The sequence below is a fragment of the Sphingobium sp. B10D7B genome (assembly GCF_025961955.1).
Classification (GTDB): domain Bacteria; phylum Pseudomonadota; class Alphaproteobacteria; order Sphingomonadales; family Sphingomonadaceae; genus Sphingobium.
This window is the reverse complement of the sequence record NZ_JAOQOQ010000001.1, coordinates 1,026,274-1,046,622: the sequence shown is the minus strand read 5'-3', so window position 1 is coordinate 1,046,622 and position 20,349 is coordinate 1,026,274. Positions and strand designations below refer to the sequence as shown.

Here is a 20,349-nt window from a genome sequence, read left to right as displayed (position 1 = left end):
CCGGTCAGAGTGCTCCGGCCGGCAGGGTGAAGCCGTATTTGGCAAAGATCGCCTTGGCAGCAGGCTGGGCCAGATAAGCATAGAAGCGCTCGGCCACCGGCCCCGCCGTCTTCATCAGCACCATGCGCTGGCGCAGCGGGGTGTGCCAGTTGGCGGGGATCAGCACATAGGCCGCCCTGCCCTTCACAGCAGGATCGAGCACCAGCGAATGCGCGACGATGCCGCCCTGCGCCCCACCTTCCGTGGCGAACTGCAGCGCCTGCGACACATTTTCCCCCAGCACGAGCTTATCCTGAAGCGGCTTCCACAGCCCGGCATGATCGAGCGCTTCCTGCGCGCGGCGACCATAAGGCGCATGGTCGGGGTTCGCGATGGCAAAGCGGCTGATGTCCCCGCGCGCCAGCGCCTCACGCAGACCGGCAAGCTGGGAATCGAGCCTGAGCGGTGAGCCCTTGGGCGCGATCAGCGCGAGGCGCCCGATGGCATAGAGCCGGCCTTCGTCACGGGTCTTGCCGGCCTTGACGAGCTGCGTCACATAGCTTTCATCGGCGGAGAGGAAGAGCTCGAACGGCGCGCCCTGCTGTAATTGCCGCGTGAGATTACCCGAGGCACCGAAGTTGAGCACCACCTTCTCACCGGTCTCTTTCTCGAACGCCGCCGCCGCATCGGTCAGCGCGAGGCGCAGGTCGGCAGCAGCCGCGATCTGCGGCGTTGGCTCGGGCTTGCCGCACGCGACCAGCGCCAGCAGGCCGAGCAGCACGGCGCAACGGCGCAGCAGATGAGTCATGAGGTCCGCCCTTCGATCGATGTATGACATTGCACACATCGACGTCTGCGGGGCGCTGTGTCAAGTGTCCTGAATGCGCAAGAGGCGCGCGGAGGAGGTCGGCAAGGCGTGGGTGAGGACGGCGGAACGACGCTGAAGATCAAGGCGCAGGTAATCGCTGGTGGCGTAATTGCCATCGGGCCGGGCAAGGCGCAGCTGCTCGCGGAGATCGCGCGCACGGGGTCGATCGCGGCGGCAGGCCGGGCGATCGGGACCAGCTATCGCCGCACCCGCGACATGGTCGATATTCTCAACACGGGATGGGGCGCCCCGCTAATCGAAACCGCCAAGGGCGGCGCCAGCGGGGGCGGATCGCGCCTCACCGATCACGGCCGGGCGGTCCTGGAAGCCTATCGGCAGCTCGAAACCGCAGTGCAGGCGGCCGGAACGGCCCATGCCAGTCACCTGATCGCTCTTATGAACGGCGTCGATCCCGACGGCGCTCAATCGATCCGATAAACCGAAAGCCGCACCGTCGGGCCGACCTTGCCGCCTGTCGCGACAAACAGGGCGCGGTTTACCCAGTCGTACCCCCCATGGCCCGTCTCCAGCCGAATGAAAGAGCGCATGTAATAGTCGGACGGCGGCACCTGTTCGCCGGACGCGATGCGGGCCGTAACCTCGGGCGAGGCATGGCGGATGCCGAGGCCCACGATCTCGATGACCGCGCCGTCGTGCGTTTCCATGGCGTAGCGGGCATCGAGCTGCGCCACGCCGCCGGGTTGCACGGTTTGCCAGTCTGCGCCGACGTTGAGCAGCGTGCCATTGAGCAACGGTCCTGTCACCGTGCCGCCGACCACCGGGATGATCCGCCGCGTACCAGCCGGTGTGACGCCCATCTCATGCGGAGGATCGAGCCGGATCTCGAAATCGCAGACGTGCGAGAGGCCCGGCGCGGGCAGCGTCATGCCGCGACCTTCGCGACCAGCGCGCCCGGCTCGATGGTGGGCGGCGCGGCGTTGAGCGTATCGCGCGCAAAGCCTGCCGCCTGCTGATAGGCCAGCATGAAGGCAGAGCGCTCGGCGGCGGGCAGCACATCCTCAATGTCCTCAAACGCACCGCCGCAGCGCTCCTCGACCAGTTCCAGCAGCCCGAAGGGGCCGGAGCCGCGATTGCGCATGGCGACCTGCCCGATGGGACCGCAGAGCTTCTCGTCAAAGGCACGCAACGCGGCGGGCGTCACGCCATGCGCCAGCAATTCACGGCCGATCACCCGCGCATCGACGATGGCCTGCGATGCGCCGTTCGAACCGGTCGGATACATGGGATGCGCGGCATCGCCCATCAGCGCGACGGGACCATCGACCCAGGTCAGCAGCGGATCGCGGTCGATCATCGGGTTCTCATAGGCGACATCCGACTTGGCCAGCAGCTCCGGCAGGTTCAGCCAGTCATAGACGAACCCATCGAACTCATGCGCGAACTCGGCGAGCTCGACCGGGCGGAACCAGCCGGATTTGCGCCAGTCATGATCGGTGTCGTAGGTTTTCTCGGCGATCCAGTTGATATCGGCCAGCCCCTCCTCGTCGGGATGCGAGATGGGGTAGATCACCACGCGGTGCCGGCTGGTGCCTAGGCCCACGAAGGAGGAGCCGGTGCGGATCGGCACGCCGCGCGCGGTGCCGCGCCACATGATCGTGCCGCCCCAGTGGATCGGGGGTTGATCCGGGTGCATCTGCGCGCGGACGCTGGAATGGATGCCATCGGCTCCGAACAGCAGGGTGCCATCGACCTCGGCCTTGCCGCCGGTGGCGAGATCGACCAGAGCAGTGACGCCACCCTCCGCCCGCTTGCGATAGCCGGTCACCTTATGGCCGAGCTTCAGAGCCTCCGGGCCGAGCCGCTCGACCACCTTGCGGCAGAGCATCAGGTGGAAGGCGCCCCGGTGGACGGCATATTGATGCCAGTCATAACCGGCGACCTTGCCGCGCGGCTCGGAATAAATCTCGCGGCCATTCAGCCCGACCAGCGCCCATTCCCGCGCGGGAATGCCGACCTCGTCCAGATCCGCCTCGCTTATTCCGAGGTCTTCCAGTTCGCGAATGGCATTGGGCTGGATGTTGATGCCCACACCGAGCGGCTTCAATTCGCGCACGCTCTCGAACACCGTGCAGGGCACGCCGATCTGATGAAGCGTGAGCGCCAGGACGAGGCCGCCAATGCCGCCACCGGCGATCAAGACATGGTCGTGCGTCATCAAAATATTGCCCTTCCCGTGCGAGCCTAACCCAGCCGACCCGCGCCGGCGCCTCATCTGCCCGAGGGAGCGCTGTACCGTCGTGGGGGCGCAGTGGCAATGTGGTGGGATCAATCGTATGCCGGCTGCTGGGGGGTGGGCGCGATAGGAAGTAGGACGCGATGGTCGAGCGGCTGGGCCCTGGGCTACTGCCTTCTCACGAGCACTGGCTTTGCCTTGTCGCGCACCCCTGCCGTGTTCCTGCGGAGGCAGGAACCCAGGGCGCAAGGGCACTGCGGCTGGGCCCTAGGCTCCTGCCTGCGCAGGAGCACTGAAGGAAGCAGGACCGGCGCCGCATTCCGCAGCACCAAGCGAGCCGTTAATGTCGAGCGAAGTCGAGGCACTCAGGACCTGTGCTTGCCGTGTCTCGACTTCGCTCGACACGAACTGGAATAAAAGAATGGGAAAGTGTGCGCCCCAAACGAAAGAAGCCCGCGCCCTCCCCTTCGGAAGGCGCGGGCTTCTTGGCGCTATGGTCGCACCCCGATCAGATCGGGAAGTGGCCCGGCTGGGTTTCCACCGTTACCCAGCGCAGCTCGGTGAAGCTCTCGATGCCGGCCTTGCCGCCGAAGCGGCCATAGCCCGAACCCTTGACGCCGCCGAAGGGCATCTGTGCTTCGTCGTGCACGGTCGGGCCGTTGACGTGGCAGATGCCGGACTGAATGCGCCGCGCGATGCCGAGGCCCTTGGCGATATCCTTGGTGAACACCGACGCCGAAAGGCCATACTCGGTGTCGTTGGCCAGTTCGACCGCATGCTCGGTGTCGCGGGCGCGAATGATGCCGACGACCGGCCCGAAGCTCTCATCGCGGAACAGCTTCATGTCCTGCGTCACCTTGTCGATGACATGGGCGGGCATCAGCACATTGTGCGTCGTCTCGCCGCCGGTGAGCTGGGTCGCGCCCTTGGCCAGCGCGTCCTCGATCAGGCTCTGGCAGTGCGCCACGGTCTTGGCGTCCACCACCGCGCCGAGCGGGGTGTTGCCCTGACGGGGATCGCCCACGGGCATGGAGGCGACCTTCTCCTTGAACTTGGCGGCGAAGGCGTCGGCAACAGCATCGACCACGATGATCCGCTCGGTCGACATGCAGATCTGGCCCTGGTTCATGAACGCGCCGAAGGCCGCGGCCTTCACCGCTTCATCGAGATCGGCGTCTTCCAGAATGACCAGCGGTGCCTTGCCGCCCAGCTCGAGCAGAACGGGCTTCAAATGCTCGGCAGCGCGCTTGGCGATGATCTTGCCGACGGCGGTCGAGCCGGTGAAGTTGATGCGGCGGACCTGCGGCGCATCGATGAGCGCGCCGACGACATCGGCCGCGTCTTCTGGCGCGTTGGTGACGACGTTCACCACACCCTCGGGGAAGCCGGCCTCGGCAAAGGCCTCGATGATCAGCGCGTGCGTACGCGGGCAGGATTCCGATGCCTTGAGAATGACGCTGTTGCCGCAGGCGAGCGGCACGGCGATGGCGCGCACGCCGAGGATGATCGGCGCGTTCCAGGGCGCGATACCGAGGATGACGCCAACCGGCTCGCGCAGCGCCATGGAGAGGCAGCCGGGCTTGTCCGATGGAATGACCTCACCATTGATCTGGGTGGTGAGCGCGGCCGCTTCGCGGATCATGCTGGCAGCCAGGCCGAGGTTGAACATCGCCCAGCCGGCCGTCGCGCCGATTTCGCCCATCATCGCTTTGACGAACGCGTCCTTCTTGGATTCCAGCGCGGTGGCGGCTTTCATCAGCACAGCGCGTCGCGCATTCGGCCCCATGACCGACCAGTTCTGGAAGCCCTCTGCGGCCTTGGCGGCGATCGGCGCGATATCGGCGGCCTTCATCGCAGTAGCCGAGGATGCGACCTCGCCCGTCATCGGATTGTTGCGGCTAAACTCCATGGCGTTCCTCCAGTTCTCTCTCTCAAGACCAGTGTCGCGCGCTCGCATGAGGCCGGATGGCAATGATCAGACCAAATGCTTGCGGCGGCGCGGCTCCCCTCTGCCTTGCGGAACCGCCGGATGCAATTGTCTTGCGTGCCCCACGCTCGACTTGCGCCCAGAAATGAAGGAACAGGGGTCGATCCTCGCGCGTTGTGGCGCATAACTGGGAATAGACGGCGGGTTCGAGACGTGCAGGCATCCGAAGACCTCAGGGCAGCATCGTTGGAGAGCTATCGGCAGTTGGTCGAAAGCATCACCGATTATGCCATGTGCATGCTGGATCGTGCGGGCCACATCACGAACTGGAACGCAGGCGCGCAAAAGCTCAAGGGCTTCCGGCCAGAAGACATTATTGGCGTGCATTTTTCGCGCTTCTACACGGCCGAAGACGTGGAAAAGGGCATGCCCGAGCGCGCGCTGGAGATCGCCGCGACACAGGGCAAACATGAGTCCGAGGGCTGGCGACTACGCAAGGATGGCTCGCGCTTCTGGGCCCACGTCGTCATCGATCCGGTTCGCGACGCACACGGCGCGCTGATCGGCTATGCCGGGATCACCCGTGATCTTACCGAGCGCAAACTCGCAGAGCAGGCGCTGCGTAAAAGCGAAGAACAGTTCGCCCTGCTCGTGCAGTCGGTCACCGATTACGCCATCTACATGCTGGACCCAGAGGGCATGGTTTCCAGCTGGAATGCCGGTGCGGAGCGGATCAAGGGCTATCGCAAGGACGAGGTGCTCGGACAGCATTTCTCGCAATTCTATCAGGAAGAAGATCGCACGGCCGGCGAGCCGCAACGCGCCCTGGAGACCGCGCGGTCGGACGGTCGTTTCACGGCGGAGGGCTGGCGCGTCCGCAAGGGCGGCGAACGCTTCCGCGCGAGCGTCGTCATCGAGGCGCTGCGCGATGAGACCGGCGCGTTGGTGGGCTTCGCCAAGATCACCCGCGACGTCACGGAGCGGGAGGCGGCCCAGCGCGCGCTCGACGAAGCGCGCGAGGCCTTGGGCCAGGCTCAGAAGATGGAAGCGCTTGGCCAGCTCACCGGCGGCGTGGCGCATGACTTCAACAATCTGCTGATGGCGATCAACAGCAGCCTCATCCTGCTGCGCCGACGGATCCCGGAACAGGCCGAGACGCAACGCCTACTCGACAATGCCATGCAGGCCGTCGATCGGGGCGCGACGTTGACCCAGCGCATGCTCGCCTTCGCGCGGCGACAGGAGCTGTCCATCGGCCGCGTGCATATTCCCGAATTGCTGCGCGGCATGACCGAACTGGTCCAGCGCACCATCGGGCCGGAATGGCCCGTCAGCATGATCATTCCGCTCGGATTGCAGGCGGTGAAGGCGGATGCCAATCAGCTCGAAATGGCGATCCTCAACCTCGCCGTGAACGCGCGCGATGCCATGCCGGACGGCGGTGCGATCATCATCAAGGCGAACCGCCAGACCGTGCGGAGCAACGAGATCGCCGATCTGGAAGCGGGACATTATGTGGTTCTGACCGTGGTGGACAGCGGCATCGGCATGGATGCCGAGACGCTCAGGCGCGCGACCGAACCCTTTTTCACGACGAAGGGCGTCGGCAAGGGTACGGGCCTTGGCCTGCCCATGATCCATGGCTTTGCACGCCAGATCGGCGGTGCGTTCACGCTCACCAGCGCGCCGGGCAAGGGAACATCTGCGCAATTGTGGCTACCGCAGGCCGCCGAGCAGTCACAGGCAACCATGCCCGCTGCGAAGGAACCGCCGCTGCCGCCGCAAGCCAAATGTCGTGTCCTAGCGGTGGATGACGATGCACTGGTGTTGATGAACACGGTCGCGCTGCTGGAGGATCTGGGGCACGAGGTCGTCAGCGCAGTCAACGGCGCTCATGCCCTTTCAAAATTCAAGGATGGCGGCTTCGACTTGGTCATCACCGATCAGGCCATGCCCGGCATGACCGGGACGGACCTCGCCGCGGCCATTACCGCCGTGCAGAGCGACATGCCGATCATCATCGCAAGTGGATATGGCGAGGGGCTCGTGTTGCCCGAAGGGCAGATTCATCGCCTGAGCAAACCATTTGGCGAGCACCAGCTCGCCAAGGCTATTTATCAGGCGTGTTGCCGGGAGGATCGCCCTACCCCTGCCGTTTAAACGGACTTTCGCCCCATTTGCCGGGTCCGCCCGCTCAGGCGGATCGCCCTGCGCAGCAAGGATGCGAAGGTGCGCAAGACCGGCAGGCGGTCATAAAAGCGCACATCGTGGATGTCTGTGCGCGAGAGGCGCTGGTGCCCTAGGTCCGGGTTGGCCACATAGGTACGCAGGTCGGGATGGCGGTTGCGCAGAACAGACAGCGCCCCATCATAGTGCATTGGCTCGCCATCCGGGTGCCGCCCGCCTGCAGGCCGGTCCAGCATCGCGGCCAAGTAGCGCGCCGCGAAACCAATCGTATCGCCGCGCACCGCGTAGAAATGGCAGCCGGCAAGCCCTTTGCCGGGTGGGATCAGCTCAAGCGGGCGCTCGGTCGCCTCATATTGCCCCGGCAGAAGGCTGCCGAAAAAGATGTCCCATTCCACCTCGCCCAGCTTGGCCAGAGCGGCCGGCAGAACCGTATCTATCCGGTCATGGAAATCGAAGTCATCCTCCAGCACCAGAACGGATCGATGCCCCGCCTCCGCCGCCTCACGCAGCACGCTCATATGGCTATCGAAACATCCTCGCGTGCCCGGCGTCGGAAACCCTGCGGCATCCGAAAAGCGCTTGGCCGTGAAGAACGCGATTTTCGGATGATCGAGGCCCAGCCCCAGGCGCTTGAACTGCGCGGCCATCTCGCGGCGCCGGTCGGCCCGGTGAGGAAGATTGATTATCCGGATGGCATCGAACGCATCGAGCAGAGCGCGACCGGCGGGGGTTGGGCTTACCATCGGGCGGCGTCCTTCTCGAGCGGATAACGGATGATCGGCCGCGACTCGCGCCGGCCCTCAACGGGCCTATAGACTGGGCTTCTCCCTTTAAGGAATCGCAAAGCCGCTCCAGCCGGGCCAGCGCTCTAGATCACCTTGCCGGGGTTGAGGATATTGTTCGGGTCCATCGCGCGCTTCAGCGTGCGCATCAGCGCCAGTTCCTCTGGTGTACGGCAGTGGTGGAGAAATTCGCGCTTGATGCTGCCGATGCCATGCTCGGCGGTAATCGAGCCGCCCCATTCGCCGACCGCCTTGTAAACCAGCGCCTCCATCTCATGCTCGGGCATCGGGTCGCGCGGGACGCGCGCGGAGAGGTGGAGGTTGGAATCAGCAAGGTGGCCGAAGAAAACGGTCACGCAGTCCGGCCAGCGCTCCAGCAGCAGATTGCGCACATAAGGGATGAAATCGCCGATCTTGCGCGTCGGCAGACTCACATCGAAGGCCACTTGCGGCCAGTGCACGCCCTTGTGCCACTCGCCCGGGCAATCGCGCACTGCCCAGATGTCCTGCCGCTGCTTGTCCGACTGGGCAATCACCGCATCCTTGACGAGGCCGGATTCGATCATGCCGCCCAGCACTTCCTCGAAGCGCTCGGCGTCGCGTTCCGGGTCGGTCCCAAGCACTTCGACTAGCGCATAGACGCTGTAACCGTGCGGCAAGGGCGGCTGGCGACCGAGCGCCGTCGTGCCGATCTGGTAGAAATCCGGCCACATCACCTCAAAGGCGGACAAGGTGCTCGCGAATGCCGAATTGCATTGTTTGAGCAACTCCAGCGTGGCCGCATAATCCTCGACCGCCACCACGGCGGTGCAGGCGCTGCGCGGCTTGGGGAACATCCGCAGCACCAGCCGGGTGATGACACCGAGCGTACCCTCGCTGCCGATGAAGAGATGCTTGAGATCGTAACCGGCATTGTTTTTGATCATTACATTGAGCGACGAGACGATCGTGCCATCCGGCAGCACCGCTTCCACACCCAGAATGAGATCGCGCATCATGCCATAGCGCAGCACGCGGTTGCCGCCGGCATTGGTCGCGGCATTGCCGCCGACCTGCGCCGTTCCGCGTCCGCCAAGATCGAGCGGAAACAGAAAGCCGGCCTCATCGGCGGCGCGTTGAACGGTCTCCAGCACCGTTCCCGCGAGCACGGTCATCGTGCGGCCAGCCTCGTCCAATTCCTCGATGCCGCGCATTCGTTCCAGCGACAGCAACAGGCAGGGGCGATCCGCGAGGCCGCCGGCGCACAGGCTGGTCAAGCCGCCCTGTGGCACGACCGGCCAGTGCTCCTCATTGCAGATCGCCATGATCTGCGAGACCTGCTCGGTCGTGCGCGGATAGGCGATGCCGGGGAGCGGAATGTCCGCCGGCATGACATTCGTGAAATCAGAGACATGGCGCGCGAAATCGCCGTCCGTCCCATCCTTTACGATATCAGCGCCCAAGGCTTGGCGGAGGCGCGCGATGACCTGGGCACCACGCTGAGCTTCGTCTGCGAAGCTTTGTAAGCGCTCGTCCAGCGTTGCTTGGGTCATCCGGCCTCTCTCCTCTTGCAGCCACAACATAGCGCCCGGCGGCGCCCTGCATAGGCCAAGGCGATAGAACGAATCATGAAATCGGCCGCCAGGGCCGCCTCTGTTTCACCCTGAGACGCCCAACGATTAGCGAGGCCAGTCAAAATTCCGTTAAGTATCTAAATTTCTGTGATTTTTAGTGGAATTTCCACGCAAGCGGCTCCTTAAGTGCAAAAAGGTAAACTTGGTTTACGTCTTGTTAACCATAGTTTATTGTCGTCGAGGTCGGGTGATCCGACCAAATACAGGAGTCGTCGATGGTAAACGAAGTGATCGTTGAAGAACTCAGCGAGCAGGAAGTCGATCTGGTTGCGGGCGGTGGTCCGAGCCACGAATCGAGCGGTGGCATTCGCGGCTGATTTGTCAGTCGCTTCTGGTCACCACGATCAGATTGATCCTATGGCCGGGGGGGCGCGCGCGAATAAGCGATCGTCCGCCCGGTTTTTATTTGCCATGACCTGACACGGCATTTTTTCATCGCCTCGGGACAGCAGAGCATCCTAGAAAGCCGCTCAGGGGGACCGGATGCCACTCTTCAGGCGACAAGCACTCGATCATCACAACCGGCTTCATGGGGACATTTTCCTCGTCCCTCCACTGCGCTGGCAGGCCATCGGCTGGCTGTTGCTTGGTCTGGTCTGTGCCGGTGTAGCCTGTCTCGCGTTCGGCAGCTTCAGCCGGACCATCAAGGCCGAGGGAAGCCTGCACATGTCAGACATGCAGTCGCCCTCCCCTTCCCAACCCGCAGCGCGCCCCTCGCCGGAGTGGACGGCCCGCGTCACCGTGCCGATCGCCCAGATCAAGGATGTTCATCAAGGCCAACAAGCCCGGGTCTCGCTCGCTGGCGGCAGCGCTGCCGACGCGACGACGCTGACCGGCACGATCATGGCAATCGCGACGCGCATGGACCCCGGCGAAACAACGGTGCCGGTCGAGATCCATCTGACAGCGCCAGGCGCAGAGCCGGGCAACGTCAGGGTCAGGGCGATTGACGGGCAGCCTGTCACCGCGACCATCCTCATCGAACGGGTCCGCCTGTGGCGCTGGCTGTTCGCGCCGGTCCTTCCGCGCAGCGAGCCCTAGATGAACGCGCTGATTGCCAAACTCACGGGCCGGCGGCGCATTCGCCCGATCCTGCAGACCGAAGCGGCGGAATGCGGCCTCGCCTCGCTGGCGATGGTCGCCAACTGGCACGGGCATGAGCTTGATCTCAATGCCCTGCGCCAGCGCTTTGGCGTGAGCGCGCGGGGCATGACCCTGCGCCAATTGATGCAGACTGCGGATGACATGCAGCTACTGCCTCGCCCGCTGAAGCTCGATCTGGCCGGCCTGCATCTTCTGCATCTGCCCGCCATCCTCCATTGGGATCTGAACCACTTTGTCGTGCTCGAACGCGTCGAGCCGGGCCGGGCCTATGTCGTCGACCCGGTCGGCATCGCGCGCTGGTACAAGTTTGACGAGCTTGGACGCCATTTCAGCGGTGTCGCACTGGAACTGCGCCCCTCGCAGGACTTCCAGTCCGTACGGGCTAGGCGGCGCCTGCGCTTTCGCGATCTGTGGAGCGGCATGACCGGCGCGCGCCGCACCTTTGCGCAGACGGTCATCCTCTCCATCGTCATGCAGGCCTTCATTCTCGCCAGCCCCTTCTATCTGCGCACCGCCATCGATGAGGTTCTGCCGGCGCAGGACGGCGGCCTGCTGCTCACGCTGGCGCTGGGATTTGGCGCGCTCGCGCTCATCGGCGCCGGCGCGGCGCTGCTGCGGAAATATGTGCTGCTGTCGTCAGGCGCCCTGCTGTCCTTCGGCATCACCTCCAACATCGTCCGCCACCTCTTTCGCCTGCCCATCGCCTGGTTCGAGAAACGCAAGGTGGGAGACATTCTCACCCGCGTGCAATCCGTGCTGCCGATCCAGCGCTTCCTCATCGAAAGCGCGCCGCTCGCGTTGATCGATGGCACGCTCTCGGTCCTCACCCTGGTGATGATGTTCCTGATTGCGCCCAACCTTGCGCCGATCACGCTGGTCGGGCTCGTCCTTTATTCCGGCGTTCGGCTGGCCTTGCTCGCACGCGAGAAACAGCGTGAGGCGGAATATGTGAAGGCCCTCGCCCGCGAACAGGGGACGCTCATCGAGACCTTGCGAGGCATGGTCACGCTGCGCCTCGCCGGCCGCGAAGCGATGCGCCACAGCTACTGGCAGAACCGACTGACCGAGGCGCTCGGCGCGCGCTACCAGCACGAACGCGTCAAGGCCTGGCACGAGACCGCCAAGACGATGATCCCTGCTCTGGAGCTGGTGATCGTGATTTTCGTCGCCGTGCGCGCCAATCTGGATGGCGCCATCACGCTCGGCACCCTGTTCGCCTATCTCGCCTTTCGCACGCAATTTGTGCAGGCCGGCCAGTCCCTTCTGGATGAAGGCGTCAAGCTCCGCTTGCTCGAACTCCACCTCGATCAGCTCGCGGACATCGTGCAGAGCGAGGAGGACGCAGGCTTTGCCGAACCGCTAAATCATGCCGACTTCTCCGGTCGGGTAGAGCTGCGGGATGTGCATTTCTCCTATGGCCCGCACGATCCGCCGGTGCTCCGGGGCGTCGATCTCGTCATCGAGCCGGGCGATCATGTCGCGATCACCGGCGCTTCCGGCAGCGGCAAGACGACCCTAGCCAAGATCATCCTTGGCCTGATCGACCCGACCAAGGGGGAGGTGCTGATCGACGGCCAGCCACTGCCGCAGTTCGGCCGCCGCGCCTTTCGCCAGCATGTCGCTGCGGTGCTGCAGGACGATGTCCTCTATGCTGGGTCCATCGCCGATAATGTCGCGGCATTTGGGGAGATCGACCCTGATCGCCTGCGGGATTGCCTCAAAGCCGCTGCCATTCTGGAGGACATTGAGGCGATGCCGATGCGGACCGAGACGCTGGTCGGGGATATGGGCTCAACCCTGTCCGGCGGACAGAAACAGCGCATCCTCCTTGCCCGCGCGCTCTATCGTGAGCCGGCACTGCTACTGCTGGATGAAGGCACCGCCCATCTCGACCTGGAGCATGAGGCCATGGTTAATCGCGCCGTCGCTGCATTGGGCATCACCCGGCTCATTATCGCGCATCGGCCGGAGACGATTGCCGCCGCCAACAGGGTGATCAGGGTGGAGAACGGGGTGGTCACGAGCGATAGTCAGCCGCGGTCGACGACAAGCTAGAGCAAGCAGAACGCCGGTTTCACACCGCAGACGGTACACCAGCGCGTCGCGACGAACAGTCGGCCCAAGCTCTCGAAGACCGCCGCAACAAACTCGCTGCCTGTCCACTCTCACAAGCCTTTCCATCTCTTGTGAACAACTTGTTCATAGTTTCCTGACATTGACGTCCACTGGCGACTGAACCGCCCGAGTGTGGACCCATGTTGCGATTGCGCCTCCTTGCGAGACTGACCCGGTCGGCTCGCAGCCTCATCCTCGCCGCGGCGTGCCTCATCGGCATGATCGTGATGATGAGTGGCGCCGGCACGTCGCTGGACAATTTGACGCGCACCGAGCGCTACCAGCACTTTCCCAAGCAGCCGAGCGGCGAGCTGGTTATCGTTAAGATCGACACGCCCAGCATCAAGGCGCTGGGTACGTGGCCCTGGCCGCGGGGGCGCCATGGCGAGCTGATCGATGCCCTGAATCGCGCAGGCGCCGAGCGCATCGTCTCCAATATCATTTTCGACCAACCGGCGGCGGACCCGGCGCAGGACGACCGGCTCATCAAGGCACTCGCAGCCTCTAAGGCCGATGTCTATCTGGCCGCGCTACTGGAAAATCGCTCCAATGGGCGTGCAACCTACGAGGCGCTGCCGACCGAGGCGTTGCTGCCCTATGTCACGCCCGTCAACGTGTGGCTGCATAGCGATCCCGACCAATATTATCGGCGACTGGTGCTCAATGCTCCGGTCCTGGGTACGGAATTGCGCGATATTTCCCAGGCGCTTGCCGGCACCAGCTATCCGGGTGAAGGCTCCTTCCCCATCGATTGGTCCTATTGGTGGAACCAGATCGACCATATTTCCTATTCGGACGTGCTGGCCGGCAAATTCCCCAAGGACTTTTTCAAGGGCAAGAAGGTCCTGGTCGGCATTGATGCCTTCGGCTTCGGCGACCAGTTCAACGTCCCCTATCATGAGAAGCTCTCCAGCCTTTATGTCTTTGCAGCCGCAGCGGAAACGCTGATCGCCGGACTGCCGGTCGAGGTGGGGCCGTGGCCGGCTATGGTGCTCGCGCTGGCGCTGATCTGCCTCTCTTTCCTGCTCAAGCCCCGCTTTCGCTATCCGCTCTATCTGGCCGGGACCATAGGGCTGGTGCCCGCGCAGATTTACACGGAACATCTGACGCTCTGGCGGCCGGACGTCGGCCCGGCAATCCTGACGCTGGTCGCGGCGCTGGTCGCCCAGTCGCTCCTCAGCGTCGCGCAGGCCCTGCTGGATCGCAGCACCAAGTCGGCCGAGGCGGGGCTCCCCAATCTCGCCGCCATGGTTCTCAACGAGGGCGAAGAAGGCGTGACGATCGTTGTCAGCCTGCGCAATTACGTGGAAACGACCGCGCTGCTGGGCCTGGCGGCGCAGGGGACGCTGCTCGCCAAGATCCGCGACCGCCTCATCCTCGCCGCAGGCCACGAGCGGATCTACCAGATCGACAATCACAGCTTTGCCTGGCGGAGCCGCGAAGATGTCCCTCAGGTGGTCGACAGTCTCGAGGGTCTGGAAGCGCTGTTCGCGCCGGGGGTTCAGGTCGAACAGCTCACCGTCGACATCACTTTGCACGCAGGCTTTTGCGACAAGCCGGACATGAGCGTGTCCGAAGCCATTCCCAAGGCAGTCCTCGCGGCGACCAACGCTACCAATCGCGGCATACTGTGGGAGCGCTACGAGACCGAGGAGGACGAGCTGTTCTGGAAGCTCTCCATCCTCAACGAGTTCGAGCAGGCGCTGCGCCGCGGCGATGTGTGGGTGGCCTACCAGCCCAAGCTGGACCTGCACGGCAATCGCATCACCAGCGCCGAAGCGCTGATCCGCTGGATCCACCCCGAGCGCGGCTTCATCCGGCCGGACCGGTTCGTCCGCGCCATCGAGGACGCGGGGCGGATCGAGCGGCTGACGCTCTATGTGCTCGAACGCGCCATTGCCGACTTCGCGCCGCTCAATCTCTCGGTCGCAGTCAATCTCTCGATGCGCATGGTCGGCAAGAACAAGCTGGAGGCGCCGCTTCGCCTGCTGCTGGATACCTACGGAATGCCCGCCGAAAATCTTACGCTGGAGATTACAGAATCGGCCAGCATGGCGGACGAACAGGGCATCGCCGAACTGGAGTCGCTCCGGGCGATGGGCGTGCATATCTCCATCGATGACTATGGCACCGGCCAATCGACCCTGTCCTATCTCAAGCGCTTGCCAGCCTCGGAACTCAAGATCGATCAGAGCTTCGTGCGGCAAATCCTCACCAGCCGCAGCGATGCTGTGTTGATCAATTCCACCATCAAGCTGGCCCATGAGCTGGACATGCAGGTGGTTGCCGAGGGCGTGGAGGACGAGAACGTCCTGCAGGCACTGGCCGCGATGGAATGCGACATCATCCAGGGCTATCACATCGGGCGGCCAGTGGCGCTTCCCGACTTTCTCGCCAATCTGCAGGCGGCGAACCGCAAGGCTGCGAGCCGGGCCCGCAAGAGCGCCCTTTCCGCAGCCTAACAGGCAAAGAAAAAGGCGCCGGGCCATCAGACCCGGCGCCCTTTTGGCATTTATGTCGGTCTATTTACCGTACCGAACCGCGACGAACCAGATTGACGATCGCGAGCAGCACAATGGCGCCAAGCAGCGAAACGATGATCGAGGTCAGATTGATCACGCCCGACGTGATCGGGGCGGCGCCGAGGATCGGGGAAAGCAGGAAGCCGGCGAGAACCGCACCGACAATACCCACTACGATATTCAGCAAAATGCCCTGCTGGGCATCGGTGCGCATGATCAGGCTGGCAAGCCAACCGACAATGCCACCGACAATAAGAAGAATGATAAGGCCCATATTCCGTCTCCCTCAGTGATGTTGAAGGCAAAACAATTGTCTGAGGAATTCGTTCCGTTCTTGCTGAACTGATAGTTAACAAAGGCCGTCATCTTGAATCGAGTACAGGTTGTGACATGGCCCATCTTGCGGCCGTAACTTTACACAAGTTACAGGCCCAATTGCGCCTCGATCACGCGCCGCAAGTCTTCGAGGCGATAGGGCTTCTTGAGAATGGCGACCGCGTTCCGATGCTCCGCCCCGTCCATGGCGTCACCCGCGCCGGTGGCGAAGGCGAACGGGATGCCCCTGTCCGCGAGACGCGCCGCGACGGGAAGGCTGTCTTCCTCATCGCCTAGCTTGAGATCGAGCAGCCCGAAATCGAACGCTACCTCGTTCACGAATGCCAGCGCCTCGGCGAGGTTGGCGGCCACCCGCACATCCGTGATGCCCAGGTCTTCGAGCAGGGCTTCGGTATTCATCGCGATGATCGGATTATCTTCGACCAGAAGAACGGCGTGGGGGCGTGGCGACAAGGGCGAGCCTGTTAGCAAGGATTGACGGGATGACTATGCGCACCCGCCCGAGGCGATCCACAGCGTTGCGATGGACCGAACCAAGGGCGGGTCTTTACGCTTGTTTCGAGATTAAAGGCTGGCGACCTTGTCGAGATCCGCCAGCATTTCCGTGTGGGAGACGGCGCGGCTCTTCGAGCGCCCGCCCTTCTCACCCTCGTCGCCCAGCATGTCTTCCAGGCTCCGGCGAGCGCGGGCGACGCGGCTTTTCATCGTGCCGACCGCACATTGGGCGATGTCCGCGGCTTCCTCATAGCTGAAGCCACCGGCCCCGACGAGCAGCAATGCCTCGCGACGTTCGGGCGACAGGCGCATCATTGCGGCCCGCAGATCGCCCATGTGAAGGCCGTCTTCCTGCCCGGCGGGCTGGCTCAGCAGCTTTTCGGCAAGGTCGGGATCATAATCGCCGCGGAACCGGTTGCGTCGCGCTTCGCTCAGATAGACGTTGCGCAGAATGACGAATGTCCAACTGCGCATGCTGGTGCCGGGCTGGAAGGAATCCCGCGCGGCCCAAGCCTTGAGCATCGTCTCCTGAACAAGGTCGTCGGCATAGTCCGGGCGACCGCACAAGCCTCTCGCGAAAGCGCGAAGGTGCGGAAGAACGCCGGTCATCTCCGTACGAAAATCATAATTTTTCGGGATGTTACTGGCTGTCACCGCTTTTATCCAGCTTCTTGAGGAGCGCCACGAAGTCGTCCGGCAGTTGCTCTTCGACGACTTCATCGTACATCCGCCTCAAGCCTTCGGCCCAAACGGGTTTTGCGCGACCACTGCGCTGCACGGAGTTCTTTCCGGGCTTTTCAGGCGTGCTGGACATGCCCCTACTTGCCTCGCAGAATATAGAATTGTTGAGATGTGACTGCACAACCGTTCCCAAAACCTCTGAAATCCAATTCCCGCCCCCTCGTAAAGTGACTGATGTGCATTCCGGAGCGCAACTCACGCCGCGACAGCGCGCAACATCCAGACATTTTCCTCATGCTTTCCGATGCGAGCTGTCAACATGTCTGCACTAAAGACATCGTCGCCTTCTTCGGCGACCGCGACAGCCTCACGAAGACGCCGGGCGACCGCTTCGTTATCCTTGATCAGCGCATCAATCATCTCGGCGGAGGACTGGACCGTCTTGCTGCTCTCCACCACGCTGCGCTCGGCGTAGTCGCCAAAGGCTGCAGGAGCGATGTGGCCAAGCGCCCGAATGCGCTCCGCCAGCGCGTCGATGGCCAGCGCCAGATCCTCATATTGGGCTTCGGTCAGCTTGTGCAGACCAAAGAAGCTCGGCCCGACGATGTTCCAATGTACACCCAGCGTCTTGAGATACAGCGAGAAACTGTCAGCCAGAGCATCGGCAAGCTTTTCGGCAATCGCATCGACATTCTGCCGATCGATCCCGGTGTTGAAGGCCGCATCTTTCGGTTTTGCATTCAGGGCGCTATTCGCCATCACTGATCTCCGCTGGGGGCGTACGAGTGGGGGAACGATCCCAAGGGGAAAGAGTTCCGATCTAACGGATCACGGCGCTTTGGCACCTCTTTGGTAATTTGGGTTCATGGTGAATTGGGATATTGGCAAACGTGCCAAGCGACGCTTCGATAGCTGGTTAAGAGAGTATCCCCGGGCGACGCCGATCGGGGTCTTCCTGTTTTCGCTTACGCTTGTTGGGGCCAGCGCGTGGTCTGTCGAAGTCGCGTCCGAGCGGACGCGGCGAGCGGCGGCCATTATGCAGGCTGGGGAGATCGTGGCCGCTCTGCAGCGGCAGGCAGCCGCCAGTTCCGCCTATTTCCAAGCCACCAGCGCGCTCTTTCTCAGCGCAGACGGGGTCAGCCCCGAATTCTTTCGCGACTTCATCACCCGGCTGCGCCAGGATTATGATTTTACGGGTGTCGTGGCCATTGGCTGGGCGCGCCACACCACAGCCGCGGAACTGCCGGAACTGACCTCAAGAATGCGGGAAGCGGGATATGAGAACTTTGCCGTCAACCCGGCCCCCGCGCAATCCAAGCAGCCGATGTATATCATCACCATCGTCGAGCCCAATTCCCTGGCCAATCGCCGCGTTCTCGGCTTCGATATTCACAGCGACGCACGGCGCGCTGCTGCCATCGACCGGGCTCTGCGCACCCGCTCGATGGCCGCAACAGACCCGGTCAAGCTGAAGGTCGACGAGAATGCCGACCACAACACCGGCATCGTCGTTCTGCTCCCGGTCGCGCAGAATGATGAGGGCCCAGTCAATGGCTTCATCTATGGCGCCATCCGGGTCGAGGAATTCATTCGCGCCGCTGTGAAACCATCCCTGCTGGAAACCGGCCGGATCGAGATTTTCGATACCACACCGGATGGGCAGGAGCGCATCTTTGCCGCCGGCGATAGCGAGAGAGTGGAAAGGCCGCTGGAGCAGCGCTTTTCCCTGTTCGATCAGCAATGGTCCGTGCGCTTCTATCCGGCCGGTGAGCACTGGCTCTACCCCCTCACACTGGTCGTACTGGTCGGCGGCGTCTCCTTTTCGATGTTGCTGCTCGCCTACATTCTGCTCGTGCAGCGCCGCAACGAGGATCTCGTCGCGCTCGTCAATGCGCAGGCCGAGCGCGAGGCGGAACGCGCCGCCTTCGTGCGCGAACTTAACCACCGGGTGAAGAACTCGCTCTCCAACGTCACGTCAATCATCGCCCTGACCCGGCGAAACGCGACCGACATCAACAGCTTTGCCGACAATTTGATGGAGCGAGTGCGCGCGTTGGCCGCCAGCCACTCATTGCTGGATGGCGCGCAGTGGGGGCCAACGGACCTCAAGGCGTTGATCGAGACGCAATTGGGATCGCATGGGCACGCCCGCGGTCGTATTGTGTCCGATGGCCCCAATGTGCTGATCTCGCCCAACGATGCGCTGTCCATCGGCCTGGCACTGCACGAGCTGCTCACCAACGCAACACGATATGGCGCCTTGTCCGCCGATCAGGGCGAAGTGCATCTGCACTGGTCGGTGGGAGATGAGAAGATCTCGGTATCGTGGGAAGAGCGCGGCGGTCCGCCGGTTGTGGAACCGGTCAAGCGCGGCTTTGGCCTGAACCTGATCGAACGGGCATTGGCCCACGAGCTGGGCACGCCGATCCGCATCGACTTTTTGTCGAGCGGCCTCATGTGCACGTTCGATATCCCCCTGCGCAAACCGAAATCGTTCCAGTTGCGCAGGAAGGATGGCGCCGCTTAACGCAGCGGCGCCGTTGATCCGAAGAACGCAACCTGCCCGATCGTCGCGCGAACGAAATCGTCGCTGAACGGCTTGGTGATCAGATAGGTCGGCTCGGGGCGTTCGCCGGTGAGCAGGCGTTCCGGGAAAGCGGTGATGAAGATCACCGGGACCGAGAACTTGCCCAGGATCTCGTTGACCGCATCGATCCCCGAACTGCCGTCCGCCAGCTGAATATCGGCCAGCACGAGATCCGGTCGGTGCTGATCGAACAAAGCTACCGCCTGCGCGTGCGTCGCAGCGGTGCCCACCGCGACATGGCCGATGGAGGTCACGATCTCCTCGATCTGGAAGGCAATGAGCGGCTCATCCTCGATGATCAGCACGTTGAGACGGCTGCTGGAATCGATATCCGCCAGCGCGCTGTCGATCATCTCGCGAACGTCGTCCTCGGGGCAGTCGAGAATCTCAGCGATCTCGCTTTCCGAAAAATCTTCGACGGCGTTCAGCAGCAGTGCCTGACGTGCCAGTGGCGTCACCAGTTCCAGGCGATTGCTGGCAGCCGTGCCTTCATCCGAGCCGAGGCCGCCGCTCATCGACAGCTCAGCACCGGCTGAAGCGTAGATGCGTGAGAAGGCACTGAACAGCCCGGTCCGCGATGTGGAGATTTGCTCGCGCAGACTGGAATCGGCCAAAGCCGCCTCCAGAAGCTCCCGCACGAAACTGTCACCCAGCGACTGAGACCCCGTCAGAATTCGAGCATATCGCCGCAGATAAGGAAGTTGCCGCGCGATAAGGTCGGATAGAGCCATATGAACGTGTCTCCTGCATTTCAGCCAGCGCTCACAACCAAGAACACCGCATGACGCGGTGGAGCACCAAAAGTGCGCGGGATGTACGGTTTCGACAGGGTTCCCCACAAGAAATTTATTTTTGCAAGCCTCGGGAACCAACGCGATTCAGGTGCATTTGAGGATCAGCATTGACATTAGTCTGCCCCCGATAATGTCAGCGTCACTTGACCGGTTTCCGCTCCTCCT

General features: G+C 63.1%; 18 protein-coding genes. 6 read left to right on the top strand and 12 right to left on the bottom strand.

Features of this window, described 5'->3' with window-relative positions; genetic code table 11:
* Positions 1-4: 4 nt before the first annotated feature.
* Positions 5-787, bottom strand: a complete 783-nt coding sequence (gene modA, locus M2331_RS04885; RefSeq protein WP_181559234.1) for a molybdate ABC transporter substrate-binding protein — start codon at positions 785-787, stop codon at positions 5-7.
* Positions 788-895: 108 nt separating this feature from the next.
* Here modA and M2331_RS04880 point away from each other — a divergent pair, with 108 nt between their 5' ends.
* Positions 896-1,285 carry a winged helix-turn-helix domain-containing protein gene (locus tag M2331_RS04880; protein WP_264592297.1) on the top strand — a complete coding sequence of 130 codons (390 nt, stop codon included), beginning with the start codon at positions 896-898 and terminating at the stop codon, positions 1,283-1,285.
* Here the strand turns inward: M2331_RS04880 and M2331_RS04875 are convergent.
* The 3 genes from M2331_RS04875 to M2331_RS04865 form a co-directional block, all read right to left on the bottom strand.
* Positions 1,270-1,734 carry a DUF3237 domain-containing protein gene (locus M2331_RS04875; RefSeq protein ID WP_181559233.1) on the bottom strand — a complete coding sequence of 155 codons (465 nt, stop codon included), beginning with the start codon at positions 1,732-1,734 and terminating at the stop codon, positions 1,270-1,272. The genes M2331_RS04880 and M2331_RS04875 overlap by 16 nt on opposite strands.
* Positions 1,731-3,023 (bottom strand): flavin-dependent oxidoreductase, encoded by a 1,293-nt coding sequence (locus M2331_RS04870; RefSeq protein ID WP_181559232.1) that lies wholly within the window; start codon positions 3,021-3,023, stop codon positions 1,731-1,733. Before M2331_RS04870 ends, M2331_RS04875 begins: the two co-directional genes overlap by 4 nt.
* A gap of 526 nt (positions 3,024-3,549) precedes the next feature.
* A complete protein-coding gene (locus M2331_RS04865; RefSeq protein ID WP_181559231.1) occupies positions 3,550-4,950 on the bottom strand; it encodes an aldehyde dehydrogenase in 1,401 nt (466 codons plus the stop codon).
* A 231-nt stretch (positions 4,951-5,181) separates the two neighbouring features.
* On the opposite strand from M2331_RS04865, the gene M2331_RS04860 reads away from it, so the two are divergent.
* On the top strand, positions 5,182-7,128 hold the full coding sequence (locus M2331_RS04860; protein ID WP_264592296.1) for a PAS domain-containing sensor histidine kinase: 1,947 nt from the start codon (positions 5,182-5,184) through the stop codon (positions 7,126-7,128).
* Here M2331_RS04860 and M2331_RS04855 read toward each other — a convergent pair.
* Entirely contained in the window at positions 7,125-7,898 is a 774-nt protein-coding gene (locus tag M2331_RS04855; protein WP_181559229.1) for a glycosyltransferase family 25 protein, read from the bottom strand. The two genes, M2331_RS04860 and M2331_RS04855, sit on opposite strands and share 4 nt — an antisense overlap.
* Positions 7,899-8,023: 125 nt before the next feature.
* On the bottom strand, positions 8,024-9,469 hold the full coding sequence (locus M2331_RS04850; RefSeq protein ID WP_181559228.1) for an FAD-binding oxidoreductase: 1,446 nt from the start codon (positions 9,467-9,469) through the stop codon (positions 8,024-8,026).
* Between the two features lie 564 nt (positions 9,470-10,033).
* Here M2331_RS04850 and M2331_RS04845 point away from each other — a divergent pair.
* The 3 genes from M2331_RS04845 (at position 10,034) to M2331_RS04835 (ending at position 15,231) form a co-directional block, all read left to right on the top strand.
* On the top strand, positions 10,034-10,591 hold the full coding sequence (locus M2331_RS04845; protein ID WP_181559227.1) for an HlyD family efflux transporter periplasmic adaptor subunit: 558 nt from the start codon (positions 10,034-10,036) through the stop codon (positions 10,589-10,591).
* The gene (locus tag M2331_RS04840; RefSeq protein ID WP_181559226.1) at positions 10,592-12,709 is read left to right on the top strand and encodes a peptidase domain-containing ABC transporter; all 2,118 of its coding nucleotides are present in this window, start codon (positions 10,592-10,594) and stop codon (positions 12,707-12,709) included.
* Between the two features lie 200 nt (positions 12,710-12,909).
* Entirely contained in the window at positions 12,910-15,231 is a 2,322-nt protein-coding gene (locus M2331_RS04835) for an EAL domain-containing protein (RefSeq protein ID WP_181559225.1), read from the top strand.
* Positions 15,232-15,295: 64 nt separating this feature from the next.
* Here M2331_RS04835 and M2331_RS04830 read toward each other — a convergent pair whose 3' ends face one another.
* The 5 genes from M2331_RS04830 to M2331_RS04810 all read right to left on the bottom strand — a co-directional run bounded on the left by M2331_RS04830 (position 15,296) and on the right by M2331_RS04810 (position 17,562).
* A complete protein-coding gene (locus M2331_RS04830) occupies positions 15,296-15,565 on the bottom strand; it encodes a GlsB/YeaQ/YmgE family stress response membrane protein (RefSeq protein ID WP_181559224.1) in 270 nt (89 codons plus the stop codon).
* 149 nt (positions 15,566-15,714) lie between these two features.
* On the bottom strand, positions 15,715-16,080 hold the full coding sequence (locus tag M2331_RS04825) for a response regulator (protein WP_181559223.1): 366 nt from the start codon (positions 16,078-16,080) through the stop codon (positions 15,715-15,717).
* 111 nt (positions 16,081-16,191) lie between these two features.
* Positions 16,192-16,731 carry a sigma-70 family RNA polymerase sigma factor gene (locus tag M2331_RS04820; protein WP_264572220.1) on the bottom strand — a complete coding sequence of 180 codons (540 nt, stop codon included), beginning with the start codon at positions 16,729-16,731 and terminating at the stop codon, positions 16,192-16,194.
* Positions 16,732-16,762: 31 nt separating this feature from the next.
* Entirely contained in the window at positions 16,763-16,936 is a 174-nt protein-coding gene (locus tag M2331_RS04815) for a NepR family anti-sigma factor (protein ID WP_181559221.1), read from the bottom strand.
* Positions 16,937-17,058: 122 nt separating this feature from the next.
* Positions 17,059-17,562: a Dps family protein gene (locus M2331_RS04810; protein ID WP_181559220.1), complete on the bottom strand. Its 504-nt coding sequence runs from the start codon at positions 17,560-17,562 to the stop codon at positions 17,059-17,061.
* A 295-nt stretch (positions 17,563-17,857) separates the two neighbouring features.
* Between M2331_RS04810 and M2331_RS04805 the strand changes: the two genes are divergently transcribed.
* The gene (locus tag M2331_RS04805; protein WP_181559219.1) at positions 17,858-19,330 is read left to right on the top strand and encodes a CHASE domain-containing protein; all 1,473 of its coding nucleotides are present in this window, start codon (positions 17,858-17,860) and stop codon (positions 19,328-19,330) included.
* On the opposite strand, the gene M2331_RS04800 is transcribed toward M2331_RS04805, so the two are convergent.
* Positions 19,327-20,121, bottom strand: coding sequence for a response regulator (locus M2331_RS04800; RefSeq protein WP_181559218.1), 795 nt, complete (start codon positions 20,119-20,121; stop codon positions 19,327-19,329). The genes M2331_RS04805 and M2331_RS04800 overlap by 4 nt on opposite strands.
* Between the last annotated feature and the right edge of the window lie 228 nt (positions 20,122-20,349).